The sequence below is a fragment of the Chryseobacterium sp. C2(2020) genome, from assembly GCF_014218915.1.
Lineage (GTDB): Bacteria > Bacteroidota > Bacteroidia > Flavobacteriales > Weeksellaceae > Chryseobacterium > Chryseobacterium mucoviscidosis.
The window spans coordinates 31,679-45,480 of sequence record NZ_JACLCT010000035.1 but is presented as its reverse complement, the minus strand read 5'-3'; the positions used below and the strand labels follow the sequence as shown (position 1 = coordinate 45,480).

Annotated in this window: 10 protein-coding genes; all 10 read right to left on the bottom strand. The window is 35.4% G+C overall.

What is annotated here, in order from left to right:
* Window positions 1-93: 93 nt before the first annotated feature.
* On the bottom strand, window positions 94-786 hold the full coding sequence (locus H6W52_RS17020) for a hypothetical protein (protein WP_123892005.1): 693 nt from the start codon (window positions 784-786) through the stop codon (window positions 94-96).
* A gap of 123 nt (window positions 787-909) precedes the next feature.
* The gene (locus tag H6W52_RS17015; protein ID WP_116099380.1) at window positions 910-2,247 is read right to left on the bottom strand and encodes an AbiH family protein; all 1,338 of its coding nucleotides are present in this window, start codon (window positions 2,245-2,247) and stop codon (window positions 910-912) included.
* A gap of 3 nt (window positions 2,248-2,250) precedes the next feature.
* Window positions 2,251-5,088, bottom strand: a complete 2,838-nt coding sequence (polA, locus tag H6W52_RS17010; RefSeq protein ID WP_116099383.1) for a DNA polymerase I — start codon at window positions 5,086-5,088, stop codon at window positions 2,251-2,253.
* An 856-nt stretch (window positions 5,089-5,944) separates the two neighbouring features.
* The gene (locus H6W52_RS17005) at window positions 5,945-6,295 is read right to left on the bottom strand and encodes an immunity 51 family protein (protein WP_116099378.1); all 351 of its coding nucleotides are present in this window, start codon (window positions 6,293-6,295) and stop codon (window positions 5,945-5,947) included.
* Between the two features lie 169 nt (window positions 6,296-6,464).
* A complete protein-coding gene (locus H6W52_RS17000; protein WP_116099377.1) occupies window positions 6,465-6,965 on the bottom strand; it encodes a hypothetical protein in 501 nt (166 codons plus the stop codon).
* A 6-nt stretch (window positions 6,966-6,971) separates the two neighbouring features.
* Window positions 6,972-8,591, bottom strand: a complete 1,620-nt coding sequence (locus tag H6W52_RS16995) for a hypothetical protein (protein ID WP_116099376.1) — start codon at window positions 8,589-8,591, stop codon at window positions 6,972-6,974.
* A gap of 233 nt (window positions 8,592-8,824) precedes the next feature.
* Window positions 8,825-9,715 (bottom strand): hypothetical protein, encoded by an 891-nt coding sequence (locus H6W52_RS16990; protein ID WP_116099374.1) that lies wholly within the window; start codon window positions 9,713-9,715, stop codon window positions 8,825-8,827.
* Between the two features lie 6 nt (window positions 9,716-9,721).
* Window positions 9,722-11,761, bottom strand: a complete 2,040-nt coding sequence (locus H6W52_RS16985) for a type VI secretion system Vgr family protein (RefSeq protein ID WP_116099373.1) — start codon at window positions 11,759-11,761, stop codon at window positions 9,722-9,724.
* A 232-nt stretch (window positions 11,762-11,993) separates the two neighbouring features.
* On the bottom strand, window positions 11,994-12,401 hold the full coding sequence (tssD, locus tag H6W52_RS16980) for a type VI secretion system tube protein TssD (RefSeq protein ID WP_084196398.1): 408 nt from the start codon (window positions 12,399-12,401) through the stop codon (window positions 11,994-11,996).
* 368 nt (window positions 12,402-12,769) lie between these two features.
* A complete protein-coding gene (locus H6W52_RS16975) occupies window positions 12,770-13,762 on the bottom strand; it encodes a DUF2931 family protein (protein WP_228457593.1) in 993 nt (330 codons plus the stop codon).
* Window positions 13,763-13,802 lie beyond the last annotated feature (40 nt).

Here is a 13,802-nt window from a genome sequence, read left to right as displayed (position 1 = left end):
CTTATTTTTGAAAAAAGGCTCAGATTATAAAATCCAAGCCTAACTTTTCTACTTACACACTTTACGGGATAGTGTCGTGTAATTTCAGTAAAATCAGTCAATAATTTCCCACTTATCATATTTGTATTCGTAGGTTTTTACTGTTTTTTTACTATTGATATACTGATAAACTTTTACCTGATAATCCGGCAGATTATAAAAGCTAAATTGAATGTAATCCATCCCTGTATTTACTGAGATTTCCAAAGAATCTTTACTGTTTTTGGAATAGTAATAAAATTCTGCTCCGGTTTCTTTCACTTTTCCTACACTAAATTTCTTGAATTTTTCTGCATCTTCTTTATCCACGTAATAATATCCTTCATAATATCCCAAACCACTGCCAACCGAACTTGGAATGATAAATTTATCTTTAAATTTTTTCCCTAAATAAATCAAATCATCAGTTGTCCAGTTTTGAAGATTATAAAAAGGATCTTTGAGATTGTATTTTTCACATTCATATTCGCCAGGATCGAAACTTCCACATTCTAATCTAAAAACACTGTATCTGAAATTAATGTATCTTCTGGTAAATTGTCGCTCATCCAAATCATCTATTAAGGTTCTGGTTAAAGAATTGAAATCCATTTCGGAAGCTTCATGCTTTAGTTTATCATACAGAATCTTATCTTTTTTATTTTCTTCAATGCACTTCGCTTTTGAGTATATATAATTTTCATAAATAGAATCCTTTTTCGCTTGGGAAAAGATAATGATAGGGAAAAGCAGAAATAAAAACTTCATCAGATAAAATTTGTTCACTTAAAATTATTAATAATTTTGTAAAAATTGCTTTTTCAAACAAACCAATAAAAAACTTCCACGTTGTTGTGAAAGTTTCCTAATTTAATTTTTCTAAGATCGCCTTTAATCAACTGTGGAAAGCTCATTAAATAAATTTTCAAAACTAGACTCAATAAACTCCAATTTTTTATCTTTCATAAAATTTTCAATTATTTCTTTATCTATTATACTTAAAAGATTTTTTAATTGTTCTCCTTTTGCAGAAATCGAATGATAAAAAACCTTTATTTCACTTCCACTTTTTGTAACTAAATCAAATACTTCTCTTATATATTGTCTATCTGAATAATCTAGTGAATGTCCCCAAAAATAAAAAGTATATTTTTCGCTATTCTTAACAACAGTTCCATCAACTTGATAATCTTTTAAGAAGAGATAATCTGTCTGCTTATGCAGCTTTTGAAAATATTTAGTAAATTGGAAAAGCTTATGCTTCTTTAATGAATCATGGATATCATCAACACCTAAAACAATCTTTAGTTCCTCTAAATTACTATAATTCTCAACAACTGATCCATGTATAAACTCAACTTCGCTTACTCTTTTATAATTAATATTAAGTCTTTCCAACGATTCTGTAAATTTATCTTTTTCAATTTTATAAAATTTTTCAAAAGTATTCGTGTAATTAAATGAATAAATTTTAGAAACTTTATTAAATATTTTCACATCGTCTTTTATGATAAAATTCGTTTGCATTTGCTTTTTAAAATTATCATAAAATAAATTGATAATATTAACCATATAGTCGTTGAAGATCGCAATAAATTCGTCTAAAGATTTATATAAATAATTAAAAAAATCGCGTTCTTTATAGTATTGAATCTCATTTCCAATATTTAAAATAAAATTTCCATCAACATTTAAATTATGACTATCTGCCTGAATTAAGCCAAAAGATTTTAATATTGCTATTTGTAATTTATTTTTAAAATGTTCCTTTTCTAATGAAATTGGCACAAAGAAAACAGCTTTTCCATTAATATTTCCGCATCTAGGCTTTTTCAGTTCATTTCTGTTAAAGCATTCAAAATATTCAAGTACAGATAATAAAATTCTTTCAATTTCTGTTTCAAAATCAATCCAAGTTTCAATTTTACTTTCATCTACTGATTTAAAATATTGAAACCAAGAATTTACTTTTAGTCTAACTTGAATAGATTTAATTGCCTCAAGATCAAAAATGAAATTTTCGGTTTGATAATATTCATTAATTTTTTGATAAAACCATTCATTTTTTTTCTTAAAAGCTTTTCCAAATAAATCAGAAAAAGAAACATTAGCTTTATCAACTGGAAGTTTTTCAATCTCAGATAATACAGAACTTAGATGATTATAAGATGTTGGTAAAAAATGTCTTAAATCAAAACCATTACCAAGAATTACAATTTTTTTTTCCATAAATTAATGCGCTTCCAGCCAGTTATTCCCTACTCCAACTTCAACCAATAACGGAACCTGCGTTTCAACGGCGTTTTCCATTTCCATTTTAATGATGTTTTTGGCAACTTCCACTTCATCAATCGGGGCTTCAAAAATTAATTCGTCATGTACCTGAAGCAGCATTTTTGTCTGCAGTTTTTCCTTTTCCAGTTCTTTCTGAATTTTAATCATTGCCATTTTTACGACATCTGCCGCGCTTCCCTGAACAGGAGCATTTACCGCATTTCGTTCCGCATGACCGCGAACGACAAAATTATTGGAATTGATGTCTTTCAAATGACGTTTTCTGCCTAAAAGTGTTTCCACATAACCGACTTCACGGGCTTTTCTTACCTGTTCCGCCATGTATTCTTTCAGTTTCGGATAAGTTTCAAAATAAGCTTCGATCATTTGTTTGGCTTCTGTTCTGGAAAGTCCGGTCTGCTCTGCCAATGCAAAAGCACCCTGTCCGTAAATGATTCCGAAGTTTACGGTTTTTGCCTGACTTCTCTGCGTTTTGGAAACTTCCTCTAATGGAATATTGAATAGCTTGGCCGCCGTAGAAGCGTGAATATCTTCCCCGTTCTGGAACGCTTTAATCATATTGTCTTCCCCTGAAATTTCGGCAATCAGACGAAGTTCGATCTGGGAATAATCGGCAGAAATAATTTTCTTTCCTTCTGCAGAAACAAACGCACCACGAATTTGCTGACCTCTAAGAGTTCGGATCGGAATATTCTGCAAATTCGGGTTTACACTCGCCAAACGACCTGTTGCAGCCGTAGTTTGCGAAAAATTGGTATGAACACGGTTGTCTGTTTTTTCAATCTGTGACGGTAATGCATCAACGTAGGTTGATTTTAATTTCTGATAGGTTCTGTATTCCAGAATATGCTTGATAATTTCGTGTTTTGAAGACAGTTTTTGAAGGACATCTTCCGAAGTTGCATACTGTCCGGTTTTTGTCTTTTTCGCTTTCGGGTCGAGCTGCATTTTTTCAAATAAAATTTCACCCAGCTGTTTTGGAGAATTCATGTTAAATTCTTCCCCCGAAATCTCAAATATTTTAGATTCGAGTTGTCTTAGATCATTCTCCAGATCAATACTTTCCTGAGCCAGCCATTTTTCGTCAAGAGAAATTCCTTCCAGTTCCATTTTTGCCAAAACTTCCATCAAAGGCATTTCTATACTGAAGAATAAGTCTTCTAAATTTTCTTTTTTAAGCTGTGGCGCAAACAATTCGTACAACTGGAAGGTTACGTCTGCATCTTCTGCAGCGTAATCGGTCTGCGTTCTGAGATCCGCATCACGGAAATTGCCCTGTTTTTTCCCTTTTTTACCGATGATGGTTTCGATGGAAACAGGTTTGTAATTTAAGTAAACTTCCGAAAGATAATCCATCCCGTGTCTTCCGTCAGGGTTTAAAAGGTAGTGTGCAATCATGGTATCAAACATGGCTCCTTTTATCTTAATATCGTATCTTTTAAGGATTTTATAATCGAATTTTAAGTTGTGCGCTACTTTTACAAGATCTTCTTTCTCGAAAAACGGTCTGAAAATTTCCAGCGTCTGCAGAACTTCTCCCTGATCTTCGGATAAAGGAACATAATACGCCAATCCTTTTTTGTAGGAAAAACTCATCCCGACCAATTCGGCTTCCAGTTCATTAAGAGAGGTGGTTTCGGTATCGAAGCAGACTACTTTTTGTTTTAATAAATTATTGACTAAAATTTTCTGTGCTTTCGGATTATCTACAAACTGATAAAGGTGATCATTCTGCTCAATCGTCGATTTTGTGGAGGTTGCCTGATCGAGATCTTCATAAGTGGCAAAAAGATCCAACTGTCCGACTGCCTGTGCAACTTTTTGCTGAGGAGTCGTTTCCGTAACGGTTACTTCCACTTCTGTAACTACATTTGGCGCTGCAGCCGGAGCAAAAGCACGGTAAAGATTTTCGTATAATCTACGGAATTCTATTTCTTCAAAAACTTCTTTTACTTTATCGAAATCAGGAGTTTCCAGATCGTACTCTTCCTGATGAAATTCTACAGGAGCATCGCAGATAATGGTCGCTAATTTTTTGGATAAAATTCCTCTTTCGGCTGAAGCTTCCACTTTTTCTTTCAGCTTTCCTTTAAGCTGATCTGTATTGGCTAAAAGATTTTCAATACTTCCGAATTCTTTCAGGAATTTCATGGCTGTTTTTTCACCAACGCCTTCCAGTCCGGGAATATTGTCGACTGCATCTCCCATCATCGCAAGGAAATCGATTACCTGTTTCGGATCTTCGATTTCGTATTTGGCTTTGACTTCTTCAACGCCTAAAATTTCAATGTCTCCGCCTTTAAGTCCCGGTTTATAAATTTTGATTTTGTCCGTTACAAGCTGTGCAAAATCTTTATCCGGCGTTACCATAAATGTGGTGTAGCCTTCTTTTTCTGCTTTGCAGGCAATTGTTCCGATTACATCATCTGCTTCATATCCCGGAACTCCCAAAATAGGAATATGCATCGCCTCCAAAATCCTGTGAATGTATGGAATCGCATTTTTAATGGCTTCAGGCGTTTCGCTTCGGTTCGCTTTATAATCTGAGAAGTCTTCGGTTCTTATACTTGCCTCTCCTACATCAAAAACCACTGCCAAATGGGTTGGTTTTTCTCTTCTGATCAGTTCAATTAAAGAATTCGTAAATCCGAAGATGGCAGAAGTGTCCAGACCTTTGCTTGTAAGCCTCGGATTTCTGATCAATGCGTAATATCCCCTGAAAATCATCGCATAAGCATCGATGAGAAATAACCTTTTATCTTGTGTTGCGTCCATATTTTCCATAAGGAACAAAGATAAGAAATTACTTTTCTTTTTCTTTTGTGTTGAATTAAAATAACGGTGCGAATTGTCTTCTGAAAGAATCTAAATGTTGAATTTTATTTTAAATATTTTTCTTTTGTCTTGAATAAAGTTCAATACTTTTTTAGCAATGCCCGTGTCATTCTGACAAAGGAAGAATCTAAATGCTTTTTTATTATAACATTTTCTTTTGTCCTGAAACAAAAGAAACAAAAATTCAAGACCGGGAAGCTGAATGCTAAAAATGAATCCTATTCTCTAAAAATTCTAAAACTCGCGCGAATGGTAGATTGGTTCTTCGATTCGAAATCCTGTCGCGCTCAGACAGTAGAATTTTTTTAACGTTCATCTGATTCATTTTCTTAACGCTTCAGCTTCCGAAGTCTGATTTAACATTGCTTGTGTCATTCTGACGAAGGAAGAATCTGAACGCTTTTTTATTATAATATTTCTTTTGTACTGAAAAAAAGAAACAAAAATTCAAGACTGGAAACTGAATGCTAAAAATGAATCCTATGCTCTAAAAATTCTAAAACTCGCACGAATGGTAAATTGGTTCTTCGGTTTAAAATTCTGTCGCGCTCAGACAGTAGATTTTTTTAACGTTCATAGGATTCATTTTCTTAATGCTTCAGCTTCCGAAGTCTGATTTTAATTGAATATGAACTGTCATTCTGACGAAGGAAGAATCTAAGCACTTAGAATTATAATCTCGTGTATAATTTCATCTCAAAATTATTTAAAAGATTGCTTCGTTACTTCGCTCCTCGCAATGACATTAAAAAAAAGACCTCAAATTGAGATCTTTTTGAATATTTTAGAAATAATTTTAATCGATTTCTGCCTTTGAAAAGAGATACTGAATCAGCATTTCGTTTTCACAGGCTTTTTTGAATTCAGAAATAAATTCTTTCAGGCTTTCCGGATTGCTAGAGTAGGCACAGAACATATCTGCTTCCGGATCGAATTTAATGTCGTCCGACAGGTTCGGTTTTTTCTCTTCTACAAAAACTTTTGCCAGTGAAGTCCAGTCGTAACCATTGCCTTCGAAACCTTCGTCTTTTCTCCATTCGAAAATTTCAGGTTTGTACGTTCCTGCGTTTAAACATACTGAATATGTTTTTTCTGAGGATACCCAAAAAAAGGGCTTAATAGCAGTCTCAAAATTGTAGGCTTCCATACTATTTTTATTAAAATTAATTGAATATTAAAGATAATAAATTTCTGAGCTCATTTATTTTTTATAACATTTATTAACTTTTGCCCTTTTTATTTTATGCTAAAAAATAAGACAGTTTCTTACGTTTCCTAAGATTAGTTAAAATCTAAAACATTACTATATAACTATTTTAGTTAATATTTAAATATGGATTCTCACTTTTGAACTCATAATTAAATAAATCTTCTTTGGAAAGCCTTAATAAATTTTGGAGATATTCCGGTAAATTTTCGCCATATTTCCCTGTATATGATTGGGTTTCTACAACTTCGCCATCAGAATTTTCCACAGATCTGATATAGTCATTATTGTAAACAATACTCGATATTACAACATCTCCTTCTTCATTAAATTCTTTGGAGACTCCAAAAATTACATTTCCTCTATTTTCATTGGTTTGTTCTAAAATTCCATTAGAATTATAAATATTTTCGATACCATTTTTATATCCGTTTTTATATTGGGCTTCAGACTCCAAAACACCATTAAACGTTACAAATATTTCACCAGTGAATGGTTCTTTAAATTCTTTGTCTAAAAAATAAACTGCATTTCCATTGATGTCATTTTTAGTGTAAAAACGATCATCAATATCTTCAAGTCTTAATTTTTTATTAAATAAATCCAACATATACTTTTAATTATGTCCGTGAGTATTAATTCCATCCGTTAAGAAACCACAATGTGGACATCTTACCTTCGGCGGAGGAGTTCCTCCATTATTTTTGATTGCATTATTTTGTAAATCTCTGTTATGGAGATCCATTTCTCTTATTGAATTTTCATCAACAGGCAATCCGGCTTCTCTTCTTGCTTTTAAAGCCTGATCATAAGCTCTCATTTCTGAGTGAGCGGCTAATCTGTTATCAGCAGTTTCGGGTGGTTTAATTTCACCGCTTTTAATTTTAGCTTCGTATTCCGCAACCTTTTGCTTTATAATAGGATCTGCTCCTCCAAGTTCCGGAGGATCTGTAAGCCATTTTTCATAAGCAGCCCTACCCGTTGCATTGGTTTTAAAATTCTGGCCAAAGAATGTTTTACCTGTTGCGGGATCATAAACTCCGGATAAACAAGGTCCTCTTTCTGAGGCACTTTGACTTCCTACAATCTCTTTTGCTTTTGCCTCCGTAGCTTCAACTAGTTTTTCCTGAGGAGTTTTAGGAGGGTTTTCGTAGGCATCTCCTTTTTTATTTTTATTAGAGTTATTCTGTCCTTCGTCACCTTGTCCTTTACTTCCATTAGCACCTTCATCTTCAGGTGTCTGATTTCCTTCTTCTTTTGGTTGTCCTTCGTCTTTATTTGCTGTATTTCCGTCTTTATCTGTCGGCGTATTTCCATCTTTATCTCCTGCTGTATTCGGTTCTTCTACATGAGGAGTTGCCGGACCTTTAGCTCTAATGTTCAACAAATATAAGAAAAGAAGATAATCAGAAGGATGTGCCTGTCCGGTAAAAATACGTTGTCCCATTCCGATTTCCGGAACACCTCCATTTACCAACGCTGCTCCTGCGTCTCCCGCATCCTGAACATTTCCGTAAGCATGTTCATTTGCTAAGGAATTAAGTCCGAAAAGTGCTCTGCTTCCTCCCCAAATTCCTGTAAAACTTCCTGCAACATTCGATAGCACACTCGAAAATGTAGGCGCAGCAACCGCAAGTGAACCTCCGGCTAAACCAGAAACCAGAAATCCTCCGGCTCCGACTGCAGCTCCCCCCAAAGCACAGCCTGCAAGTTGAGTAACATAATTAAACCCTCCCAAAGCCAGAGCATGAGTCCAGCTTTTGATTTCAGGGGCAAATTTTACAACACCGCCGATGGAACAAGTCATGGTTTTATCGCCAGTAATAGCAGGAGTTCCCGTTAGCAGAAGATTTCCTTTGCTGTCACTCCAAGTTCTTGCAGTAGCATTTTTCTGTCCGCATTTCAAAGCTCCGTCAACGGCAGCAACAATCCCTCCTGCAACTCCGGCTGCTGCTCCAATTGCCATCATTCCGATTAGTCCGATGGCTGCAACACCGCCTGTTCCGACGATAAGAGCCACAACGACTACAACAGCAATTGCCGTTATCAGAGCCGCCAACAACATATTTTTGGTGCATCCGAAGTCTATCCAGCTGCTTGTTGCAGTATCTGCAACGGTGATGTAGACATCTCCAGAACTTTTTTTATTACTTTTTCTGGTTCCCTGTAACTGAGCGGGCATTGCGCCACTGGAGCACATCCAGAAATCTTTCTCTGTGATAATTTTATTTCCCATATCATGTTTTTTTAAGTATTTGCTTTCTTGTATGGGTAGTTATTTTATTTCTTTTATTAATCAGTTGATGTTCTAAACCATAACCGATTCTTTTGATATAATCTTCCTGATTTTCGCGGTATTTTTTTTCAATTAAAATGAATAAACTTCGGGCAGAATTTTTACGATCCAATTTTAAATTAAATTCGATGTAGTAATTTTTTAATGAAAACCTTTTAACAAAAGATTTTATGCTAAGATTCTGCGGTAACGTGTTCATCAGACATTTTAAATTTTAATATCTCATCACTGTAGAAAGTATATTTCAATTTGTTGTAAAGATTTTCGGGATCGGCAATTTCTTCTCTGTTTAAAGAAGCTTCGATGATTCTTCCCGTAGTCTGATCTACTCTGAAAATTCCTCTTTCGTTGAGTGAAGTATTGAGTTTTTTGGTATCGATCTGATTGGCAAATTGTACATAAGCTCTGTTGTAGAAACCAATATTCAACAAAACAGAGGGTTCTCCTGAAAGTTCAACAATCATTTCATCAGATGACAATAAAGGATTGCTTACATTTTTAAGATTGTAGCTCCAATGCACATTAGCAGAATTGAATAAATTCAACGCATTTTCCTTGTAACTTCCGGGAATTTTTCTCCCATAAATTTTATTGAAAAACATCAGAAAAAATTCATTATTCTGAATTCCTTCTATTAATTTTAATGGATTTTGAAAAATATTATCATTCAGGACAATTGCATTTTTTATATCCGGATTATTCTCTGCAATAGCTTCCATTTCGGCTTTTGTATGCTGCCATTTGGATCTAATGATCTCCATATTCAGCACTTCTGTTACTTTTCCTTCCGAATTTATTTTTAAATATAATTCGTTATATAATCTTGAAAAAGCGTTCGTTAATGCCGCAATTTCTTTAATCAAAGGATTATTCGATTCCAATAAAATATGATCAAGCTGAATAATTTTAACCTCAACAAAATCCTCTTCGATTTTCAAAACACTGAAATCCCATCGCAATTGGGATTTTGAAGTCATGTGAACATTCACTGCCTTGATATCTGAATCGATCGTTAATGTATATTGTTCAGAAAATTTATCTTTTATTTTAAATAAGCTATCCATGAAAAATTAATTTATAAATGCATCTCCACCATCGATTTTTGTAGGGCCTCCTCCAATATGGTTTGCCGGTGAAGAGACATCGATTCCCTGAGACGCCGCAATTCCGATTCCTTCACCTCCGATTCCGATAATTTTTCCCTTTACGATGATGGTTCCATCCGAATTTAATGTAATTGAACTTGCTCCGGTTTTAATTGTGACATTGGTATCACATTCCAAACTGATATTTCCGGCTTTATCCATCGATATTTTGGAATTTGCACCACCACCTTCTTTACTTCCGACATTGATAATATTGGTACTTCCCGCATTTACTGTATTGGCAGTTCCTACATTGACGGTTTTGTTGAGATTCGCATTGGTAACCGCATTCCCTGCTCCGTCAAACTTCATATTCGCGCCACCCTGATCGGTAAGAAAAACAGAACCCGCTCCGTCGTCCAGTTCGAGCTTATTTCCGCTTCGGCTGCTTAAACTTTTAATATTATTTCCTGCACCACCACCTGCACCAATTGCACCATGAAACATTCCTCCCATTACAAAGGGACGATCCGGATGTTGATGTACAAAATTAACGATCACCTGATCCCCGACTTCCGGAATTGCCATAAAACCACGGTTTTTATTCACTTTATCGCTGCTTCCCGCATCGGGAGTCATTACACGGATGTATTCTGTAGTAGTTGCGCCGTTTTGCCAGTCGAATTGTACCCTTACTCTTCCCTGATTCATCGGATCTGAGTTGGAAATCACTTTGGCAAACTGAGGTTCCGCCTTCGGCAACTGAAATTCAGGACGCGGAATAAATCCTGTGTCTGAAGCAATCGCTTCAAAAGTTCCGGTGTAATATCCTCTTGCATCTACTTCATGATTAACTTCAATAATCATTAATTTGGTGAAATAAGCGGTCGCGTTCGTATCGGTTTTTCTCATCTCAATATCGGCAATACAACCCGGATAAAGAAAAGGAATGGTAGTTTCACCCGAAGTAATGAAAACATCGGAAGCTTTACTTCCGGCGGTTCCTTTCTGGGAAGCATCAATATCCATAAAAGAGGCTGCTTTAATGGGAGCAACTCTTAAGGATGGCGTCGTAAACGTTCTTTCTGAAATTTCATACGCTCTTTTGGCAATATCTGAGGTATGATTTATTTTTGAACTTCCTGTTGTTAATTTTTCGTTTTTACTGCTGTTGTAGCCGTAGAATGTAGGATTTACGTGCTGTGCTTTCATTTTGATCTTCACATCATTTACACTGCTTCCGTACGTAAGCTTTACAGGTTTTTCCTGTGGGGGAAGTTTTCCGAAATGCAGCACTTCACCATCATAAAAAAACTGTTCGCCATAGGCTTCCGCAATTCTTGCCAGATAATTGTAGTGGGTTTCTTCATACTGAGAGCTGTAGGAAACATTTCCGTGTTGTGCATCTACGCGAAAATCGAATTTTCCCTGTCCGAAACCTTCTTTAATCACCTCATTGGCAATACTGTTCAGGCTGATTTCCTGTGCGCCGCCAAAACTCTGAATATGAGGAGCCGCATCCAGCAGAATCGTAGGACTGCATCCTGTAAGAACGATATTTCCGAGGCTTCCTTTTTCCTGACTGAATCCAACTTCTGTGATAACTCCTACAAAGCTTCTTTCCGGACCGTCTTCGAGGTCTTTATATTTAAAAACTACCGTAATTCTTTTGCCTAAAAAATTCTGAGCCGCTTCCAGATTATGGTTTTCTGCGCGTCCTAAAGTATCGTGAGCTAATAAAAGACTGAATTCATGATGTCTTGTCGCACTTTGCTTTAACCGAAAGTGTTTAAAATGTTTTACCGCTTTTCCTTCAACAATAATATCCAGCTTTACCACACGGTTAATTCCCTGAATCTGACTTTCGGGAATTGCCTTTGCATTATGTATTTTCGAAGTCGGTTGCTGAGACCAGAATTTTTCATCCACCAAAACAGGTTTATTCGGCTGTAAATTCTCATTCATCAGCATTGAAGATTCTCCTGTTGAAGAAGGCGTTTTGGGTATATTTTCATCCTTAAACATAGCCTGATATTTTGTGATTTGATGTGTTTTGTTTTGAATGCTAAAATTTATCCGACTTTACATCAAATAAATTTTTGTTATCGAATTTCAATGTAATTTCTATTTTTAAAGAATTCATTGAAAAAGATGAAATAATTCAGTGTAAAAAAGAAAAAACAGAATAGCCACTCTTTTGAGCCGTGCTATTCTGTAACCAATTTTATTTTTACTAAGATGATTGTAGGGTTTTGAATTACTTAGCTCCCGGCCATAAACCTTCATACTTAGAATTTCCATAGTCGATGGTTTCTGCGCTGATGACAAAGCTGATGAGCATACTGTTTTCATCCACTGCATCGAAATCCACTTCATGCTGGATTACATATCCGTTTTCCCAACCCAGAGTTATTAAGGTTCCTTCTTCGTGGGATTTGTTGAATGTAATTTCGCCGGTTGTAGGTTTGTATTTCCCGTTAAGCAAGCTTTCTAGGATGTCGGATTTTTCTGTAGCTTCTACTGTAACCTTAATCAGTGCATTGGAAGGATCTGATGCTACTCTGCCGGAAACATCTGTAGATCTTGAAACGCTGTAGTTCAGTTTTAATAATTTTTGTCCTTCGCCGCCGTTGAATTTTAAGATTCCTCTTGAATTTGCTGCCATGATTCGTAAATTTTAATCGTTAATATTTTGTGATTTGGCTGATTTGGTATTCCAAAGATATAACACCTTTTTTCAATCCGAAAGGAATTAAGCAGTAATCTCAGTTTTTGTAGTAGTTCTACGACTGCGTGTAGTAATTCTACGATTAAAGAATTACGTTTTGAATTAAAACACTATTAATCAATTATTTAAAGACTTAAAACGCAATAAAAATCAAACAAATTTACACACTAAAAAGAGAAATATTAAGATTTAATTAAGATATTTTTACTATTTCTTAACGGTTAGAAATTGAAATTAAAACAAGAATTCCGATAAAAAAAATTTTCACCGGAATTCTATAAACTAAACTGAGAATTGAATTATTTTTATTGATAGGAGTCGTGAAATTCTCTTTCTGCCCTGAATATTCTTATGCTGTCTGCTTTAATGGGCTGATTGTTAATGAAAATATCAAAACTGCTGTTGTCTTTTGCTACTTTAAAATCTAACTGAAAGTCTTTTCCTGCTTTTTCGAACTCACTGTTGAGCCTTTCCCAATTGAAATACGCTCTTCCGATAAACTGTTCGCCTTTTGCGGTTTCCCAGATAAAATTCAGTTCTTTTGGAACCGCTCTTTCTCTTGAAGGAATTTTATCGATCCACGAACGGAGAATAACCTCTTCTTCGGCGTTGTAATAACTGATATTGGATTCGAATAATTTAAAAGCCGGATTTTCTGAAGTAATCTGCGGTTTCCAATTGTATTTTTTTCTGTAGTCTTCCCATTCTTTAGGTTCCGCATCCAAAAATCTGTTCTTTTTCATTTCCTCACGTGTTACCGAAAGTTTCGAAAAAAACTTCTGTTCAAGCTGTTGATCATCTTTTACCATTTCAGCCTGAAATTTTCCCAGCTCAATCTGAACAGCTCGGAATCTCAGCCATACTACAACCATCCCTTTCGGGGCAAAACCAAAAACAAGCGTTGTAAAACTGTTGTATGGATTTTCTGCGCTGCTGTATTTTTCATTCCTTCCCAGATTTTTATATTCTTCCAAAGGTTTATCGTAAAGAGAAGCTTCGCGCTGCGAATACGCACGCTGCATGTAGTCTTTGATTTTTTCCACCGGAAAGTCTGCCTTCAGATGATAAAAAGTATCTTCATATCTGGAAAAATAAGTAACATCTATTCCGACGGGAGTTCCTTGCTGTTCTGTCCAGCCTTTCCCTGAATTCCCCCACGTTCCCGACGAACTTCCGTAAGGCAGACTCGCGGGAACACCTTCCAGAGTGGTGATTTTATCTTCCACTGGCGTTATAATCATATTGTTATTCGGACTGCTTATTTCTACGTTAAATTCCGGCAACTGTTCTTCTTTCATTTTCTGGCAACTTATATTCTGAAAAAGGAGGATTAAAAAA